Here is a 16,999-nt window from a genome sequence, read left to right as displayed (position 1 = left end):
GCTCGTTAGGATAAACCTATTAAGCAATTGCTGCGGGGAAATACCTCGTTCTAAAAGGAAGAGACATGTTTAAAGCAATATTGGTAAATAAGGATGATCAAGGGTATCGCGCAGAATTAGCCCAAGTTGATGAGGCTAAGCTCCCAGAAGGCGATGTTCGCGTAAAGGTCCTATATTCCACTCTCAATTACAAGGATGGCCTGGCTATCACCGGCAAAGGCCCGGTGGTTCGCAGCTTCCCAATGGTGCCTGGCATCGATTTTGCTGGTGAAGTAATGGAGAGCACCAGTTCCGACTTCAAGACTGGCGATATGGTGCTTCTTAATGGCTGGGGAGTTGGGGAAGGGCATTGGGGTGGCTTAGGACAGCAGGCCCGTGTGAAGGCCGATTGGTTGATTCCACTGCCCAAGGGGTTTACTGCGAAACAAGCATTAGCCATTGGCACTGCCGGTTATACCGCCATGCTCTGCGTCATGGCACTACAAAAGCATGGGCTTAAGCCAAGTGATGGTGAGGTTCTGGTCACCGGTGCTGCGGGCGGCGTTGGCAGCTTTGCCATCACCCTTCTCAGCAAGCTAGGTTTTACTGTTGTCGCGAGCACTGGCCGTATGGCTGAAGCGGATTACCTGAAGAAATTGGGTGCAACTGAAGTAATTGATCGCGCTACCTTATCTGCTCCTGGCAAGCCATTGGCAAAAGAACGATGGGCTGCAGTAGTTGATAGTGTGGGTAGTCATACCTTGGCTAATGCGTGCGCGCAGACCAAGAGCGATGGTGCAGTAGCTGCTTGTGGACTGGCTCAAGGCATGGATTTTCCTTCTAGTGTTGCACCATTTATTTTGCGCGGAGTGACTTTGTACGGCATTAATAGTGTGACTGTGCCACGTGCAAAACGCATTGCCGCCTATGAGCAGTTGAGTAAGTTAGTGGATCTGAAAACCTTAGATGAAATCTCTCATGAGATTACGCTTGAGGAGTCAATCAAATACGCGCAAGAATTAATGGCGGGTAATGTACGTGGACGGTTGATTGTCGACGTCAATAAATGAAAAAGAAATAAAGATTGATATTACTGTGGTGCTTGGGGTTTGCGACTTGGAAGTTGCGTCCAAACCTCAAGCTTCTCAGGATTCGTGAGATCTGACCAATCAGCAATTTCAGTCAAGGTACGATAGCAGCCACGACAGTAACCATTTTCAGGATTAATGTCACACCAATTAATGCAAGGCGATGGAACTGTTGTCAAAGCAAACCTAGAAGTAAAAAATCAATCAATAACACTAAGCCATGAATACTCAAAACAAAGCCAGTGCTGAAGCTACAATTCATTATCCCTTAGGAGATGCTCTTCCGGAAGTGGGTAGCAGCATCGAGGTTGCGCCAGGTGTTCGCTGGATCAGAATGCGTCTGCCCTTTGCTTTAGATCACATCAATCTTTGGCTGCTGCGCGACGAAATTGATGGTGTTGTGGGTTGGACGATTGTGGACTGCGGTATTGCTAATGATGAGACAAGAGCTTCATGGGAGCAAGTGTTTGCTACTCAGCTTGAAGGCTTACCAGTCTTGCGCGTGATAGTGACGCATATGCATCCTGACCATGTGGGGCTGTCCCAATGGCTCTGTCAAAAATGGAATGTCCCTATGTGGATTTCCATGACGGATTACTTAACTGCGCAATGGTTAAGTTGTAAAGAGGGGGGTGCTGCAGTTGGGTCACGGGCTGGCAGCGGTGGTTCCGCAGATCATTTTCAAAGACATGGTTTAACAACTACTGAAGATTTAGAAAAAATTCGCGGGCGCTCCAATTACTACAGCAATATGGTGCCTGGAGTGCCACGTCAATACCGCCGCATTATTGATGGCGAGTCTATTTTGATTGGTGGTCATGCGTGGCAAGTCATCATGGGCTATGGGCACGCGCCTGAGCATGCTTCATTGTTTTGTAAAGATCTTGGAGTGTTGATTTCTGGAGATATGTTGTTGCCCCGCATTTCTACTAATGTGAGTGTTTATGATGCTGACCCAGATGCAGATCCGCTAGGCTTATATCTTGACTCTATTGAAAAATATTTAGTGTTGCCTGAGCATGCATTGGTACTGCCTTCACATGGCAAACCATTTACTGGAATTAGGCCGCGCGTTGCGCAACTCAAAGCGCATCATGATGATCGCTTGGCGGATACTTTGGCCGCATGTAAAAAACCGGCACATGCTAGGGAGATTGTGCCGGTCTTGTTTAAGCGTGAATTAGATATTCATCAACTCACATTTGCAATGGGTGAGGCTATTGCTCATCTGAATTACCTACTTCGTCGAGGAAAGTTGCGTCGCCAGCTTTGCGAGGACGGCGTGTTGCGGTTTTCCGTGGTTTAGCACTAGTCGTTTTAGTCTTAGATTCTTCCTTTGGGGTGCTTGTTGAGCTGGCTGCTGAGCTAGCTGCAGATACAGCATCGCCAAAGGATTTGAGTGCCATCATGGTGGCATGCTGAACTTCTAGACCCTGAATCGTCGATTTGAGGATGTTGAGGTTCAAATTGAGCCAGTTTTCAACGCTTTTCAGGTCTTTAATGCGTTTTTCAAGCTCATCCACATCCAAGCCAGGAAAAGCCGAAGCAAAGCCGCCAGCAGCCTTAGAGGCGTCTGCCGTGAAGGGGAACTGTCCAGCCTGACCTGCAGCACCTTGTCCCCACATGGTTTTAAACATATCTAGGCTTTGATTGAATTCTGGAATGGTTCCAAACATAAGGGCTCCGGGGTGAATGAAAAGTGGCTTTTCCAATAGAATAAGGGATTCTAGAGATTAATCCCGGTTTAACAATGCAATCTAATGGTTTGTCCCAGCCCTATACCCGCGGTCAAAAGCTTCCCGAGCTATTAAAGCAGCGCATCCTCATTTTGGATGGCGCCATGGGCACCATGATTCAGCAATATAAGTTAACTGAGGCTGACTATCGCGGTTTGCCGGGAAATGCCCGATTTGCCGATCATCCTGGCGATATCAAAGGTAACAATGAGCTCTTAGTTTTGACTCAGCCGCAAATTATTAGCAAGATCCATGAGCAATATTTGGATGCTGGCGCAGACATTATTGAAACCAATACTTTTGGTGCAACCTCAGTGGCGCAAGAGGACTACAAAATGGCTGGCTTGGCTCGTGAGATGAATGAAGTCTCTGCCAAATTAGCGCGCGCAGCTTGTGAAAAATACAGCACCCCAGAAAGACCGCGTTTTGCTGCGGGCGCGATTGGGCCTACACCAAAGACTGCGAGCATTTCACCAGATGTTAATGATCCAGGTGCGCGCAATGTAACCTTTGATGCATTGCGTGCTTCGTATCGTGAGCAGATTGAAGGTTTATTTGCGGGTGGCGTCGATTTATTTTTGGTTGAAACCATTTTCGATACGCTCAATGCCAAAGCAGCATTGTTTGCCCTCGACGAATTTTTTGAAGAGACTGGTGAGCGTTTACCGGTAATGATTTCTGGAACGGTGACTGATGCATCTGGACGTATTTTGTCAGGCCAAACAGTTGAGGCATTCTGGAATAGTTTGCGTCACATTAAGCCGCTCACTTTTGGCTTGAACTGTGCCTTAGGCGCTGCTTTAATGCGCCCATATATTGCAGAGCTAGCAAGAATTTGCGATGCGGCAGTGTCTTGTTACCCCAATGCGGGTTTGCCTAATCCGATGAGTGATACGGGCTTTGATGAGACCCCAGAAATCACTTCTAGCCTAGTAGATGGTTTTGCTAAAGATGGCTTAGTAAATTTGGTAGGTGGCTGCTGCGGTACGACACCTGATCATATTCGTGCAATTGCGAATGCCGTTGCTAAGCGTAAGCCACGTGCCTTCTATCGCGAAAATGCGGAGATATCAGCATGAGCAAGATAGAGAAAAAAGTAATGCCAGCGATGAAGCTTTCTGGCCTTGAGCCATTTAACGTGACCTCTGATGTTGGCTTCGTCAACATCGGTGAGCGTACGAACGTCACAGGCTCAAAAGCATTTTCCAGAATGATTTTGAATAATCAATTTGATGAGGCGCTCGTTGTGGCGCGTCAGCAGGTTGAGAATGGCGCACAAGTCATCGACATTAATATGGATGAAGCGATGTTAGATTCTGAGGCGGCGATGACACGCTTCCTTAATTTGATCGCCTCTGAGCCTGATATTGCACGTGTTCCTATCATGATCGATTCCTCCAAGTGGAGTGTGATTGAAGCAGGTTTGAAGTGCATTCAAGGTAAGCCAATTGTGAACTCGATCTCCTTAAAAGAGGGTGAAGAGTCTTTCAGAAAACAAGCGCGTTTAATTCGTCGTTATGGTGCTGCTTCTGTAGTGATGGCTTTTGATGAGGTAGGGCAAGCCGATACCTTTAAGCGTAAGACAGAAATCTGTCAGCGCTGCTATGAGATCTTAGTGAATGAAATTGGCTTTCCAGCTGAAGACATTATTTTTGATCCAAATATTTTTGCAATCGCTACTGGTATTGAAGAGCACGACAACTATGCGGTCGACTTTATTAATGCCACCCGCTGGATTAAAGAAAACCTACCGGGTGCTAAGGTTAGCGGCGGCGTTTCTAATGTGAGCTTCTCATTCCGCGGTAATGACCGTGTTCGTGAAGCAATTCATACGGTGTTCCTGTATCACGCCATTCAAGCTGGCATGGATATGGGCATTGTGAATGCAGGTCAGTTGGGCGTTTACGCCGATTTAGATCCTGAGTTGCGTGAGCGTGTTGAGGATGTTGTTCTCAATCGCTTTAAAGAAAAAGATGGCAAAACACCTACCGAGCGTTTGCTCGATATTGCCGATCAATTTAAAGGTGGCGGCGCTAAGCAGGTCGAGAACCTAGTGTGGCGTGAAGCCCCTGTACGTGAGCGTCTAACGCATGCCCTGGTGCATGGCATTACTACTTTTATTGAAGAAGATACCGAAGATTTACGAGCTGAAATTATGGGCGCTGGTGGCAGGCCCATTGAAGTTATTGAGGGCCCGCTGATGGACGGCATGAATGTCGTGGGCGACTTGTTTGGTGCGGGCAAGATGTTCTTACCTCAAGTAGTTAAAAGTGCGCGTGTGATGAAGCAAGCAGTTGCCATCTTGATTCCGTACATCGAAGAAGAAAAGCGTCAACATATTGCAGCAGGTGGCGAAGCTAAGGCTAAGGGCAAGATCGTCATGGCTACTGTGAAGGGCGACGTTCACGATATTGGTAAAAATATTGTGACCGTTGTTCTGCAATGCAATAACTTTGAAGTAGCCAATATGGGTGTGATGGTTCCTTGTGCAGAGATTCTCAAGCGTGCCAAAGAAGAGAATGCGGACATTGTCGGCTTATCTGGCCTGATTACGCCTTCGCTAGAAGAGATGACTTATGTTGCACAAGAAATGCAACGTGATGATTGGTTCCGCGAGCGCCAAATCCCATTGATGATTGGTGGTGCAACAACTTCACGCGTTCATACAGCAGTGAAGATTGCCCCACACTACGATGGCCCTGTGGTGTATGTACCTGACGCATCTCGTTCAGTTTCAGTAGCTTCCAGCTTGCTGTCCGATGAAAGTGCCAAGAAATTTATTCAAGATTTACGCGATGACTATGTGCGTATTCGTGAGCAACATGCGAACAAGAAAGCGGCGCCAACAATTTCTTTGGCTGCAGCCCGTAAAAATCGCGAGATGATTGATTGGTCTGCATATGTTCCAGAGAAGCCGAAGTTTATTGGCCGTCGCATATTTAAAAACTTTGCACTGAGTGATATTGCTAAATACATCGACTGGACGCCTTTCTTTCAGACCTGGGATTTAGCGGGAAAGTTTCCGGCGATCTTGGATGATGAAGTGGTTGGTGTTGAAGCACGCAAAGTCTTTGCAGACGCCCAAGCCTTGCTTGATAAGCTGATTAAGGGGCAATGGCTACAAGCAGATGCAGTAGTGGCCTTCTATCCTGCTAATACCGTTGGCGACGATATCGTTTTATATAGCGATGAAGCACGCGAGCACCCTTTGTTTGTTTGGCATAACTTGCGACAGCAGTCCGAGCGCCCTGTTGTAGAGGGTGTTCGCAGACCTAATCGTTGTTTGGCAGACTATGTTGCGCCAAAGGACTCCGGCGTGGCTGATTACCTGGGTTGTTTTGCAGTGACCACCGGTCATGGTGTTGAAAAGAAAGTGGCTGAGTTTCAAGCAAAACATGATGACTACAGTGCCATTATGTTAAAGGCCCTAGCTGACCGCTTAGCAGAAGCTTTTGCTGAGCTCATGCACCATCGTGTGCGTACAGACTTATGGGGCTATGCAACAGACGAGATTTTGACCAATGACCAAATGATCAATGAAGAGTACCGCGGTATTCGTCCGGCACCTGGTTACCCGGCCTGCCCTGCACATGAAGTTAAAGAGGATTTATTACGGGTAATTGGCTCTGAAGATATTGGCATGACTCTGACCGAGTCAATGGCCATGAATCCAGCTTCAAGTGTGAGCGGTTTCTATTTGGCTCATCCGGATGCGCGCTACTTTAATGTGGGCAAGCTATCGGATGATCAGGTTGAAGACTTAGCCAAACGCCGCGGTCAAAGTATTGAAGATACCCGTCGCCAGCTAGCGAGCTTGATAGATTAAACACCCCACATAACGGGTTCGTCCTTAGCTTTGGACTGCTTCATTAACTCCAGGAATGGGTAGGCTCGCTGTCCAAGGCGATCAGCCAGCTTAGGCTTCTCAGCGCCCTTCTCGGACTCGTCATTTGTTTTAGCCCGCTCCTCAAGATCTTTGAGGATGGCAGTTTCTAGAGCAGTGATGAGGTCTGGCAGTTGCTCAACGGTCAAAATTCCGCGAGGCTCTAGGGGGCGCCCCAAAATATCAAAAATTCGTTTAGTCAGATCCGCCAGCATGATGACATCTGGACCAGCCTTTGAGCGAAATTGATAGATCATTTCGATAGCTTACCACCTGATAAACTCACTTATCTATGTTGTTAACCAATAAAAATCGTTTAATTGAAATGCTGAGTGCTGCACTTGCAGGCTTGGCTCAGGAACGCGACCTAGGGGAGGCTCCTGTCCCCCGTTTGGAGCGTCCCAAGGCTGTTGATCATGGGGATGTCGCTTGTAATATCGCCCTCCAGCTAGCTAAGGCTTGGAAACTGAACCCGCGTGAGCTGGCACAGGCTTTGGTGGAGCGTTTGCAGCAGCAAGCAGGCTTTAATGAGCTGATTGCATCCTGTGACATCGCTGGCCCTGGCTTTATTAATTTCCGCCTTAGCAATGCTGCTAAGACTGCTGTAGTTCAGGAGATCCTTTCTGCGGGAACTCATTTTGGTGAGTCTGTGCAGGACGGTCGGTCTGCGCCAAGCGCCATGATTGAGTTTGTCTCCGCCAATCCAACCGGCCCATTGCATGTAGGTCACGGTAGACAAGCAGCGCTGGGCGATGCCTTAGCTAATCTATTGGCTACCCAAGGAATCAAAGTTCATCGTGAGTTTTATTACAACGATGCCGGTGTACAAATTGCGAATTTAGCCGTATCTGTTCAAGCTCGCTTGCAGGGATTAAAGCCTGGAGATGCCAAGTGGCCTGAGCAGGCATATAACGGTGAATATATAGCGGAGATTGCTAGCGCATTTAAAGTCTCTCCAGAATTTAAAGATGATCTTGAAGCCATTCGTCAATTCGCGGTTGCCTATTTGCGCAACGAACAGGACATTGATTTAAAAACTTTTGGTGTGAAATTTGATTGCTATTACTTAGAGTCTTCTTTATATACCGACGGTAGCGTTGCACAAATCGTTGGCGACTTACAAAGCATTGGCAAGACCTATGAATCCGAAGGTGCGCTCTGGTTGAAGAGTACGGATGATGGTGACGATAAAGATCGCGTGATGCGTAAGTCAGATGGTAGCTTTACCTACTTTGTGCCTGATGTGGCTTATCATGCCAGCAAGTGGAATCGCGGCTTTCAGAAAGTAATTAATGTGCAGGGTAGTGATCACCATGGCACGATTGCCCGCGTGCGTTCAGGCTTGCAGGGCGTGGCACAAAAGCGTGGTTGGGATATCCCGAAAACATACCCTGACTATGTGTTGCATAAGATGGTTACCGTCATGCGCCATGGTGAAGAGGTCAAAATTTCTAAGCGTGCTGGTTCATATGTAACCGTGCGTGATTTGGTTGAATGGTCCGGTGGCGTTACGCCGGAGATGACGCCTGAAGAGAGAGAGCTGGCTTTGCAGCGTGGACGGGATGCTGTGCGCTTTTTCTTGATCTCGCGTAAGGCAGACACCGAGTTTGTTTTTGATATTGATTTAGCCTTGCAGCAAAACGATGAGAACCCAGTGTTCTACGTTCAGTATGCGCATGCGCGAATTAATTCAATCTTGCAGCAGTGGGGTGGCCAAATATCGGATTTAGCTAACGCTGATTTATCACTCCTACAAAGTAAAGCATCTGATCATTTGCTGCGCCGTTTGGCGGAATACCCAGAAGTTCTGACGGCCGCTGCCGAAGAATTGGCGCCTCATGCATTGGCTTTTTATCTGCGTGACTTAGCAGGTGATTTCCATACCTTCTATAACGCAGATCGTGTATTAGTTGACGACCAGAACTTAAAACAAGCACGTCTTGCATTACTGCTAGCAACCCGTCAGGTTCTGCAAAATGGCTTAAAAGTACTCGGGGTATCCGCGCCAATTAAGATGTAATGGCGAGGTATGAAGTGAAGATGTAAGATGAGGAAATGATGAAAACACCGAATCAACAAAACTCCCAATACGGCGGCACTATTCTCGGCTTTATTTTGGGTTTGGGTGTAGGTCTTGGAATTGCCTTTGTCATCGCCTTTTATCTTTCTAAAAATACCCCTCAAGAAAGACCGGGGATGCGCGCCCCAAGTCTGCCTTTGATTATTAAACCTTCTACAGCACCTGCTGAAGGTGAGGCGGGTGCTCCTGCTGAGCCAGTTGATTTAAATAAGCCCCTTCAGGGTAAATCAGCTCCTCCAGCCTCAACAGATCCAATAGGTGATTTGGTAAACGGCAAGAAAACTGCTGATAAGCCAGCGGATGCATCTCCTGCAAGCAAATCAGATTCCATTTATTTCTTGCAAGTGGGTGCGTTTACGAAGCGTGCTGATGCAGATGCGCAAAAAGCGAATTTAGCAATCCAGGGAATTCAAGCCCAGTTAAGTGAAGTCACGAGTGACGGCAATACTCTTTGGCGCGTGCGGGTAGGTCCATATAACAGCGTTGAAGAGAGCAACTCAGTGCGAGACAAATTGAGTAGCATGGGCATTAAACCAACCTTAATCAAATCCAGTAAATCATGATTTCATTCAGCAAAAGATTCATTACTTTATTAGCACTGCTTTCTTTAAGTGGCTTTGCTAGTGCGCAAGCTCAAAAAATCGAAGAGGGTTTTGATTACCGCATATTGCCTGTTGCACAACCGGTCGAAACCAAGGGAAAAGTAGAGGTTATTGAATTCTTTTGGTATGGTTGCCCACATTGCTATGACTTTGAGCCAGAGCTCAGTAGCTGGGTAAAGCGCCAGCCTAAGGATGTTGTCTTCAAAAGAGTTCCCGTAGCTTTCCGTGACGACTTCTTGCCCCATAGCCAAATGTATTACGCGCTTGAATCGATGGGCAAAGCTGATGCCTTAAATGAGAAAGTAATGTATGCAATGCATAAGGAAAATAAGCGGCTCTTAACTGAGACGGAGATTGCAGATTGGGTTGCGTCTCAAGGCGTTGATCGCAATACCTTCTTGGCAACCTATCGCTCTTTTGCAGTAGTTTCTAAAGCGCGTGCTGCTAAGCAATTAACCGAAGCCTATCGTATTGATGGCGTACCGACGATTGTGATGCAGGGTAAGTATGTGACATCACCATCCATTGCTGGATCGAAAGCTAAAGCAATTACAGTAATGGATTATCTAGAAGAGAAAATTCGTAAAGACAAGTACAAACAGTAACTTCGAAATAGGTTGCTGCGTAATGCTTTAGCGCCGCTTAAATTTTGACGAAGCGGCGCACAATCCAAAAGTAGATTGGGTAAGGCAAGATTCTCAGAAATTTTAAGAATCTTGTGAATCGCTTAGGGAAGTGAATATCGAATTCCCCCTTCTGAATACCGCTCAATATCTCGCTGGCTGCTTCCTCGGCACTAATTAAGGCTGGCATTTCAAAGTCATTTTTTGCAGTAGCCTCAGTAGCCACAAATCCTGGCGAGATCATGTGCACACTGACTCCTGTCGGCAGCAAGTCGTAATATAAATTCTCGCAAAAATTAATGATGGCAGCTTTACTTGGACCATATGCCAAAGCTTTTGGCAGGCCGCTATACCCTGCAACGCTACCAACGATAGCAATATGTCCCGAATGTGCCTTTAGCATCTCTGGCATCACTAATGCAACTGCTCTCATAGGCCCCAGAAGATTTGCATCGATTGTTTTTTCAGCAATCTTGAAATCAAAATAAGCTGCTCGTAATGGGGTGTATACGCCAGATACAAAGAGCAGGAGATCAATTCCGCCCCAGGCGTTCAAAATCGTTTTATAGCCATCCTGGAGTTGCGCATCATCGGTAACGTCGATAGGAATGACCAGGCTTTGATCAATCGTTCCAGTGAGGGCAATTTCATTTAATCGTTCGGCTCTTCGGCTGGAAAGCGCTACTTTAGCGCCTTTGAGAAGAAGGGTTTTCGCACAAGCTTCACCAATGCCGCTAGATGCGCCAATGACCCAGACTCTTTTGCCTGAGAAGTGATCTATTCCGCTTTGTTTCATACGCCTAGCGCATCAGAAGATGCTGGTGATGGTTGATGACTCAAGGTGAATTGCACTACATCGATATTACGCTCAGTAAAGCCAGCGGCACAATACATGAGGTAGAAGTTCCAAAGGCGTATAAATGCTTCATCAAAGCCAAGTTGACGTACTTCTTGTAGTTTTTGATTAAAGCTATCGCGCCACAAACAAAGAGTTCTTGCGTAATCTCCGCCAAAGGCGAATTCATCATCAATTCGTAATCCAGCTTTAGCAGCGCTTGCTTTAAAGCTTGCTCTAGATGGCAGCATGCCTCCAGGAAATACATACTGTTGAATAAAGTCAGTGTTGCGTCTGTAACGATCAAAAAGATCTTCGGCAATTACAATCGTCTGAATACAAGCTTTGCCGCCCGCTTTTAGACAGTGGGCAATCGTTTCAAAATACTCTGGCCAATGTTTTTCACCAACTGCCTCAAACATTTCGACGGAAGCAATGCCATCAAATTTTTCTTGGCAATCGCGATAGTCTTGAAGGCGCACTTCAAATCCAGGAGGATTAGCAATTTGACCTTGCACTGCTAGTAAGCGTTTCTCTGCAAATGCTTTTTGCTCTGTAGAGAGAGTTAGGCCAGTAATGGTTCTCTTGTTACGAAGAGACTCCTCCATAACGCCACCCCAGCCACAACCAATTTCAAGTATGTGCTCTCCTGGCGAAGTCTTTAAGGAATCTAGAATGCGCCCAATTTTTGCGCGCTGTGCATCAGCTAAGACTTGCTGATTACCTTCAGAAAACCAGGCGCTAGAGTAGCTCATCGTGGGATCAAGCCATAGAGTATAAAAAGCATTACCTAGGTCATAGTGCGCATGAATATTCTTGCGGCTTCCCGCTTTACTGTTATCTCGCAACCAGTGTTTTAGACGGTAAAAAATTGATCCATACCAATTGCCGTAAATGGCTTTTTCTAAAATAGTTCGGTTGCGTATTGCTAACTCAAGCAGTGCTTTGAGGTCGGGAGTATTCCATTTGCCTTGAATATAGCTCTCGGCAAAACCAATATCACCATGGGACATGATCTCTTTAAATACAGACCATTCCAAGATATGAATTTCAGCGTGTAATTGATCACTTTGAATACCAAACTCGCGCTTCTCGCCATTGGGAAGGGTAAGTTTTAAATGGCCACTGCTTAGCTTCGTCAGAAGAGTTAGGAGTGCCTTAGCCTTAATTTGGTGTTGTGGCGAAGCGCTATCCAGCCCTTGCGGACGAGAAAAATTGAGTCTGGAGAGAAGGGATTGTCCTGGGCGATTCATCTGCTAACTTCAAGTTCTGGTGGTTTAGGCTTTGAGTGAAAGGGTACACCTTTTACCCACAATTTCAATGCTTGCCAATGTATTCGGAAAACGACACCCAAGCTCATTAATGGGTAGCGTAGTAGCGCCAACATGATATTGGTGCGACTGAGTGGGCGGCTGGTGCCGCTAATGCTGGTGTTAATGAGGGGTTGGCCATCCTCATGAAGCTCAATGCGACAGACATTATTCTTGCCGCTATTACTATCTTGCGGAAATAAGAAGCGGAAATGGTAATCACCACGTACTGCACAAAATGGTGAAACGTGAAATACCTTTTTACTACTGAGTGTTTCGCCCGAGCGCAACACTTCACCCGAATCTTTGTGTAGTAAATAGCAATGACGCTCACCAAAGGTATTGTTAACCTCAGCCAGTACCGCCTGTACTTTGCCATCAGCGCGTGTGCAGATCCAAAAGCTCACGGGATTAAAGACATAGCCCAATACCCTTGGAAAAGTCTGAAGCCAAATTTCTCCATCGACATGTTGCACATGATTGTCTGCAAGAATCTTTTCGATCCAAGCAAGGCTATTGGATTCTCCCAGGCCATGGTCCTTATCAAAAAATGCACAGAGGCCCCAACGGTTATCGCTTAAGCCGTTTTGACTCAGTAAATTCGGATTGGCGCTACGACCGCGCATAGGGATGGAGATAGTAAATACTCCATAACCAAAAGCATTCTTAGCCGGCCTCAAGCGCTGGTGTTTTACTACTCCAAAGTTAATCTTGGCATCTGACATCAACTACACATCTTGTTTGGTTTTGATCGGTTGACGAATGCTTTCAATTAAAGCTTCTGCAACTAATTCGCCGGAACGCAAGCCATCCTCATGAAACCCAAATCCTGTCCAGGCACCGCAATACCAAATAGATGATGTGCCCTGAATTAAGGGAAGCTCTTTCTGCGCCTGTATCGCATTCATATCAAAGACAGGGTGTGAGTAGTGAATCTCTTGATGTACAAGTTTTGGATCCGGCTCTTTCGAGGGATTTAAGCTCACAATAATTTGCGTATCTTTAAGTTGGTCTGGTAATGGTTGCAGGCGATTAATTAAGTAGTTAACGCTGACATGTTGTTTTGTATTGGTTTTGGCGCCGGATTTAGCGGTGTAATTCCATGCAGCCCAGCAACGTTTTGCATCTGGCAAGAAACGAATATCGGTATGTAATATTGCGCGATTCTTTTGGTATGGAACTGATGCTAGGATATTTCTGGCCTGTTGATCAATGCCATGCACTAAATCTAGCGTTTGATCGCTATGACAAGCCATGATGACTTCATCGAAATGGGCAGAGCCAGCTTGGCTAATAACCTCAACTTGCCCGCCATCATGACCTGTATTTACTTTCAGGACACATTCCCTTTTAATGGCCACACCATGCTTTTCTAGTGCCGCTACAAGTCGCTTTACATACTCTCGTGAGCCACCCTTGATGGTCAACCATTGCGGACGATTTTGGATTTGTAGCAGGCCATGGTTATGGCAGAAGCGCACCATAGTTTGAATAGGAAACTCGAGCATCTGCTCGACTGAACAAGACCAGATGGCACCGATCATCGGTAGAAAGTAATTTTCTTTAAAGCTTTGACTAAAGCGATGGCGCTTTAAAAAATCCGCAATTTTTTCATCAGGCTCTTTGTATTGATGACCAGCTTCAATTTGGTCATGCGCCAACTGAGTGGCTAAACGATTAAAGCGCAAGATGTCATAGGCCATTCTCCAAAATGATGGAGAGAGAAGATTAGATCTTTGTCCAAAAAAAGAATTGATGTCGTTGCCGGCCCATTCAATCTTTTTCCCCGCCCCAGATTTGGTGGCTGTATCAATCGATACAGAAAAAGACATTTCTGAGGGGGCTACTGGCGCTTGAATTTCTTCGAATAAACGAACGAGACGTGGATAAGTCTTGCGGTTGAATACCAGGAAACCAGTGTCTACGCCATGTGTGATGTCTTTGCCACCGATGTTGCAAGTGATATCGACTGTATTGCTGTGACCGCCAATGTGATCGCCAGCTTCATATAAGGTAATTTCAAATTCAGGATGTTGTCTTAAGGCGTAGGCACAGCCTAATCCAGAGATGCCTGCGCCAATAATGGCGATTCTTTTTTTACTCACTGAGCTTTTTCTCCTAAAAGCTTTTCAATTTCATTTGTAATGCTGCTGCTAGCTGGTTTGGTAATGCTTCCAAACGAATCAACCACATTACCATTTCGATCGATTAAATATTTATAAAAATTCCATTTTGGAGTTGTGCCAGTTTTGGCTATCAACATCTTAAATAGGGGATTTGGGTTGCCGCCGGAAACCGCGCTCTTAGCAAACATCGGAAATTTAACGTCATAGGTGTTCTTGCAGAAATCGGCAATCTCCTTATTGCTCCCAGGCTCCTGTTGCCCGAAGTCATTAGAGGGAAAGCCCAGAATGACAAAGCCCTGGTCCTTGTATTTAGCGTAAATCTTCTCAAGACCTTCATATTGGCTGGTAAAGCCGCAAAAGCTGGCTGTATTGACTACCAATATTACTTTTCCTTGATATTGGCAAAGGTTTTGCGGCGCCTCGTCCTGCAAGCGAGGAAAAGTATGGGAGAGCAGCGGGCTGCAAGTGGGCGCAGCAATGGCAAGCTGAAATCCAGATAAGAAAGCAAAAAGCCCAAATAGGCAGTTCATTACAAAACGGGGCATATCGCACCTTTTTTATTCATGAGTGAGAGGCCAAGTCTAAGACATTCTGGCTAATATCGCTGGCCTCGTAAGATTGCCATTAATATTGGGTTATGAGTCATTTGCCACCCCCCTCTTTTGAAGCAAAAGTCTGCTCACCAGAACAGCTTGCTGCTCGTCTAGAAAAGCTTCCTAGGCCATTGGTATTTACTAATGGAGTCTTCGATATCCTGCACCGCGGCCATGCCAGTTATTTGGCTCAGGCCCGTGCCTTGGGGGTCAGCTTGGTAGTAGGTGTAAATTCTGATGCCTCAGTGAAGATGTTGGGTAAAGGCGACGACAGGCCTATTAATTCAGAGGCTGATCGTCAGGCTTTATTGGCTGCATTGGAAAGCGTGGATATGACTGTGTTGTTTACCGAACAAACACCAGTCAATTTGATTGAAAAAATTCGTCCTGATATTTACGTCAAGGGTGGTGATTACGAAATCGATACCTTGGCTGAAACCCATCTGGTAAAAAGTTGGGGTGGTAAAGCAGTTGCGATACCTTTCCTATACGAGCGCTCAACTACAAGCCTCTTAGGTAAGATTCGCTCTTAAAGGTTTTGTAGTAACCACGCCCAGGTACCGCGAAGTACTAACCCTTCAGTTACTTCCACAGCTTGCTTGATTGGCAAATTAGTTTTTGTAATTTCTTGCGCTAGGACTTTGGCATTTCCGCCATCAAGCCAAATTTTTTCAATGGGAAAATTTAATTCTTTTGCCTGCTGTATTCCGTACAGAATTGCACCAATTTGCGCTGCATCACAACCGCCGATAATTGCGTCATTGGTGGAGCATCCAAATCCATGATGCTCCCCACGCTTAGCTAGGCCTAGCTGCGCAGTATTGTTTGCCAAACTTTCTTGCATTAATCCAAGGCCAGGCAAAATCCATCCGCCGTAATGTAAGCCGTTAGAACCTAGTAAGTCGATGGTAGTCGCAGTACCGGCATTCACAAGCAGGGTGTTTTTATTCGATAAAACGCGCGCCCCAATTAGTGCGGCCCAGCGGTCTGCGCCGAGCTTGCTGGGATCTTGATACAGGCTACGCATCCCTGCATAAGTGCTATCCCCTTTGAGTTGCTTCCAATCTAAATCACTCCATTGTGGAAATAGTGATTTAAGATTAGTCATTGCCTCATGGCCAGCAACGCAGGCAAAACCAATGGCCGCGGGCTTCGGTAAGGTTTTAGAAATATAGTCTGCCAACTCAGCTCGATGTTCTGCTGATTGCAAAGACTTACTGCTAATAGAGCCTGAGTATGCCCACAACTTTTTTTGTTGAGCGCTGGGATTTTGTGTTGACTCGACAGCCGCCCACTTCAGGCGCGTATTACCAACATCAAAAAATAAATAAAGGCTCATGATTGAATCCGCAATGAAACATCACCAGCATGAATGGCGATGATTTTGTTTTCCTGTTCCAATAGTAATGCCCCTGTCTCATCCACGCCTTTTGCAATACCATGAATGGGATCTTTTCCAGCGCCAGAAATGCACACCGCTTGATCTCGATAGGCATCCCAGCTCATCCAACGTTCTTTGCAAGACTTAAATCCATTTAGGTCAAATTCGGCAAGGCTGTGTTCAAGTGAAGCGATCAGTTTGAGCCAGAGATATTCGGTATCAGGAAGTGATTTTGTCAGTTGAGCAAGTGAGCCCACTTTGAGTCCAGCATTAAGATTTGCCTCAATCGCTTCTGGATTGCGCAAGTTCATACCAACCCCAATAATCATCCAAGTAGGATCACCTGCTTTTGCTTGGCCGCCTTCAATGAGGATGCCGCCAAGCTTGTTCTTGTTCAGCAATAAGTCATTGGGCCATTTCAGCTGCAGACCGGCCTGTTGAAGTTCTTCCTCGCTCAGGTTGCATGCTTGTGCAATGCCCGTTATTACTGCGAGACCAGCCAATAGACTCAGTCCGCTCAGTTCTGCAGGGGTTCTTTTCAATGGAAATGCTAAAGAGAAGCAAAGAGAGTCTTCGGGATTGGCTAGCCATGCTCGGCCTGCCCTACCTTTACCAGCAGTTTGTTTGTGGGCAATCCGAGCCACTGGATCAATGAGTTCCCCTGCCCGCCAGCGAGTCATAAGATCATCATTGGTGGATCTAGTCTCGGTAACGCGCTCAAGTATGCAATTTGCAGTCATTCCGCCATTGTAGAAAGGTCTGC

Annotated in this window: 18 protein-coding genes; 8 read left to right on the top strand and 10 right to left on the bottom strand. The window is 46.3% G+C overall.

All coding sequences use genetic code 11. The annotated features are described in order from the left end of the window. Nucleotides 1–65 precede the first annotated feature (65 nt). Nucleotides 66–1,049, top strand: a complete 984-nt coding sequence (locus tag ICV90_RS09780; protein WP_215358733.1) for an MDR family oxidoreductase — start codon at nt 66–68, stop codon at nt 1,047–1,049. Nucleotides 1,050–1,069: 20 nt separating this feature from the next. Here the strand turns inward: ICV90_RS09780 and ICV90_RS09775 are convergent, their stop codons facing one another. After that, nucleotides 1,070–1,246: a DUF1289 domain-containing protein gene (locus tag ICV90_RS09775; RefSeq protein ID WP_072582634.1), complete on the bottom strand. Its 177-nt coding sequence runs from the start codon at nt 1,244–1,246 to the stop codon at nt 1,070–1,072. A 41-nt stretch (nt 1,247–1,287) separates the two neighbouring features. Between ICV90_RS09775 and ICV90_RS09770 the strand changes: the two genes are divergently transcribed. Then, nucleotides 1,288–2,373: an MBL fold metallo-hydrolase gene (locus ICV90_RS09770; RefSeq protein ID WP_215358732.1), complete on the top strand. Its 1,086-nt coding sequence runs from the start codon at nt 1,288–1,290 to the stop codon at nt 2,371–2,373. Here ICV90_RS09770 and ICV90_RS09765 read toward each other — a convergent pair. Further along, nucleotides 2,285–2,743, bottom strand: coding sequence for a PhaM family polyhydroxyalkanoate granule multifunctional regulatory protein (locus ICV90_RS09765; protein WP_215358731.1), 459 nt, complete (start codon nt 2,741–2,743; stop codon nt 2,285–2,287). The two genes, ICV90_RS09770 and ICV90_RS09765, sit on opposite strands and share 89 nt — an antisense overlap. A gap of 74 nt (nt 2,744–2,817) precedes the next feature. Between ICV90_RS09765 and ICV90_RS09760 the strand changes: the two genes are divergently transcribed. Then, on the top strand, nt 2,818–3,882 hold the full coding sequence (locus ICV90_RS09760) for a homocysteine S-methyltransferase family protein (protein WP_215358730.1): 1,065 nt from the start codon (nt 2,818–2,820) through the stop codon (nt 3,880–3,882). Next, nucleotides 3,879–6,629, top strand: a complete 2,751-nt coding sequence (gene metH, locus ICV90_RS09755; RefSeq protein WP_215358729.1) for a methionine synthase — start codon at nt 3,879–3,881, stop codon at nt 6,627–6,629. Before ICV90_RS09760 ends, metH begins: the two co-directional genes overlap by 4 nt. Here the strand turns inward: metH and ICV90_RS09750 are convergent. Next, entirely contained in the window at nt 6,626–6,943 is a 318-nt protein-coding gene (locus ICV90_RS09750; protein WP_215358728.1) for a DUF1840 domain-containing protein, read from the bottom strand. The genes metH and ICV90_RS09750 overlap by 4 nt on opposite strands. Nucleotides 6,944–7,011: 68 nt before the next feature. On the opposite strand from ICV90_RS09750, the gene argS reads away from it, so the two are divergent. The 3 genes from argS to ICV90_RS09735 are packed head-to-tail and all read left to right on the top strand — an operon-like array spanning nt 7,012 to nt 9,973. Next, a complete protein-coding gene (gene argS / locus ICV90_RS09745; RefSeq protein WP_371743901.1) occupies nt 7,012–8,706 on the top strand; it encodes an arginine--tRNA ligase in 1,695 nt (564 codons plus the stop codon). Nucleotides 8,707–8,741: 35 nt separating this feature from the next. Continuing rightward, nucleotides 8,742–9,329: an SPOR domain-containing protein gene (locus ICV90_RS09740; protein WP_215358726.1), complete on the top strand. Its 588-nt coding sequence runs from the start codon at nt 8,742–8,744 to the stop codon at nt 9,327–9,329. Continuing rightward, nucleotides 9,326–9,973, top strand: coding sequence for a thiol:disulfide interchange protein DsbA/DsbL (locus tag ICV90_RS09735; RefSeq protein WP_215358725.1), 648 nt, complete (start codon nt 9,326–9,328; stop codon nt 9,971–9,973). Before ICV90_RS09740 ends, ICV90_RS09735 begins: the two co-directional genes overlap by 4 nt. Before the next feature lie 37 nt (nt 9,974–10,010). Here ICV90_RS09735 and ICV90_RS09730 read toward each other — a convergent pair whose 3' ends face one another. From ICV90_RS09730 to ICV90_RS09710, 5 genes are read right to left on the bottom strand one after another with little or no spacing between them, the layout of a single operon-like run. Further along, nucleotides 10,011–10,787: an SDR family oxidoreductase gene (locus ICV90_RS09730; RefSeq protein WP_215358724.1), complete on the bottom strand. Its 777-nt coding sequence runs from the start codon at nt 10,785–10,787 to the stop codon at nt 10,011–10,013. Beyond that, the gene (locus ICV90_RS09725; RefSeq protein WP_215358723.1) at nt 10,784–12,079 is read right to left on the bottom strand and encodes a cyclopropane-fatty-acyl-phospholipid synthase family protein; all 1,296 of its coding nucleotides are present in this window, start codon (nt 12,077–12,079) and stop codon (nt 10,784–10,786) included. The genes ICV90_RS09730 and ICV90_RS09725 overlap by 4 nt, the downstream gene beginning before the upstream one ends. Then, a complete protein-coding gene (locus tag ICV90_RS09720) occupies nt 12,076–12,861 on the bottom strand; it encodes a DUF1365 domain-containing protein (protein ID WP_215358722.1) in 786 nt (261 codons plus the stop codon). Before ICV90_RS09720 ends, ICV90_RS09725 begins: the two co-directional genes overlap by 4 nt. A 3-nt stretch (nt 12,862–12,864) precedes the next feature. Further along, on the bottom strand, nt 12,865–14,241 hold the full coding sequence (locus ICV90_RS09715) for an NAD(P)/FAD-dependent oxidoreductase (RefSeq protein WP_215358721.1): 1,377 nt from the start codon (nt 14,239–14,241) through the stop codon (nt 12,865–12,867). After that, the gene (locus ICV90_RS09710; RefSeq protein ID WP_371743899.1) at nt 14,238–14,792 is read right to left on the bottom strand and encodes a glutathione peroxidase; all 555 of its coding nucleotides are present in this window, start codon (nt 14,790–14,792) and stop codon (nt 14,238–14,240) included. Before ICV90_RS09710 ends, ICV90_RS09715 begins: the two co-directional genes overlap by 4 nt. A gap of 107 nt (nt 14,793–14,899) precedes the next feature. Between ICV90_RS09710 and rfaE2 the strand changes: the two genes are divergently transcribed. Then, nucleotides 14,900–15,388 (top strand): D-glycero-beta-D-manno-heptose 1-phosphate adenylyltransferase, encoded by a 489-nt coding sequence (rfaE2, locus tag ICV90_RS09705; RefSeq protein WP_215358719.1) that lies wholly within the window; start codon nt 14,900–14,902, stop codon nt 15,386–15,388. Here the strand turns inward: rfaE2 and ICV90_RS09700 are convergent. Together ICV90_RS09700 and ICV90_RS09695 are read right to left on the bottom strand one after the other, a co-directional pair. After that, a complete protein-coding gene (locus tag ICV90_RS09700) occupies nt 15,385–16,194 on the bottom strand; it encodes a type III pantothenate kinase (RefSeq protein ID WP_215358718.1) in 810 nt (269 codons plus the stop codon). The two genes, rfaE2 and ICV90_RS09700, sit on opposite strands and share 4 nt — an antisense overlap. After that, nucleotides 16,191–16,976 (bottom strand): biotin--[acetyl-CoA-carboxylase] ligase, encoded by a 786-nt coding sequence (locus ICV90_RS09695; RefSeq protein ID WP_215358717.1) that lies wholly within the window; start codon nt 16,974–16,976, stop codon nt 16,191–16,193. The genes ICV90_RS09700 and ICV90_RS09695 overlap by 4 nt, the downstream gene beginning before the upstream one ends. Nucleotides 16,977–16,999: the final 23 nt, after the last annotated feature.

The sequence above is a fragment of the Polynucleobacter sp. JS-JIR-II-b4 genome (assembly GCF_018687815.1).
Taxonomy (GTDB): Bacteria; Pseudomonadota; Gammaproteobacteria; order Burkholderiales; family Burkholderiaceae; genus Polynucleobacter.
The sequence above is the reverse complement of the archived record's forward strand: the minus strand, read 5'-3'. Positions and strand labels throughout refer to the sequence as shown.

Bases quoted from the DNA above. Each gene is read 5' to 3' on its own strand.
- ICV90_RS09700 (WP_215358718.1), bottom strand. From the start codon at position 16,194: ATGAGCCTTTATTTATTTTTTGATGTTGGTAATACGCGCCTGAAGTGG.
- ICV90_RS09730 (WP_215358724.1), bottom strand. From the start codon at position 10,787: ATGAAACAAAGCGGAATAGATCACTTCTCAGGCAAAAGAGTCTGGGTC.
- ICV90_RS09735 (WP_215358725.1), top strand. From the start codon at position 9,326: ATGATTTCATTCAGCAAAAGATTCATTACTTTATTAGCACTGCTTTCT.
- rfaE2 (WP_215358719.1), top strand. From the start codon at position 14,900: ATGAGTCATTTGCCACCCCCCTCTTTTGAAGCAAAAGTCTGCTCACCA.
- ICV90_RS09750 (WP_215358728.1), bottom strand. From the start codon at position 6,943: ATGATCTATCAATTTCGCTCAAAGGCTGGTCCAGATGTCATCATGCTG.
- ICV90_RS09695 (WP_215358717.1), bottom strand. From the start codon at position 16,976: ATGACTGCAAATTGCATACTTGAGCGCGTTACCGAGACTAGATCCACC.
- ICV90_RS09725 (WP_215358723.1), bottom strand. From the start codon at position 12,079: ATGAATCGCCCAGGACAATCCCTTCTCTCCAGACTCAATTTTTCTCGT.
- metH (WP_215358729.1), top strand. From the start codon at position 3,879: ATGAGCAAGATAGAGAAAAAAGTAATGCCAGCGATGAAGCTTTCTGGC.
- ICV90_RS09710 (WP_371743899.1), bottom strand. From the start codon at position 14,792: ATGAACTGCCTATTTGGGCTTTTTGCTTTCTTATCTGGATTTCAGCTT.
- ICV90_RS09765 (WP_215358731.1), bottom strand. From the start codon at position 2,743: ATGTTTGGAACCATTCCAGAATTCAATCAAAGCCTAGATATGTTTAAA.
- argS (WP_371743901.1), top strand. From the start codon at position 7,012: ATGCTGAGTGCTGCACTTGCAGGCTTGGCTCAGGAACGCGACCTAGGG.
- ICV90_RS09760 (WP_215358730.1), top strand. From the start codon at position 2,818: ATGCAATCTAATGGTTTGTCCCAGCCCTATACCCGCGGTCAAAAGCTT.
- ICV90_RS09770 (WP_215358732.1), top strand. From the start codon at position 1,288: ATGAATACTCAAAACAAAGCCAGTGCTGAAGCTACAATTCATTATCCC.
- ICV90_RS09780 (WP_215358733.1), top strand. From the start codon at position 66: ATGTTTAAAGCAATATTGGTAAATAAGGATGATCAAGGGTATCGCGCA.
- ICV90_RS09740 (WP_215358726.1), top strand. From the start codon at position 8,742: ATGATGAAAACACCGAATCAACAAAACTCCCAATACGGCGGCACTATT.
- ICV90_RS09720 (WP_215358722.1), bottom strand. From the start codon at position 12,861: ATGTCAGATGCCAAGATTAACTTTGGAGTAGTAAAACACCAGCGCTTG.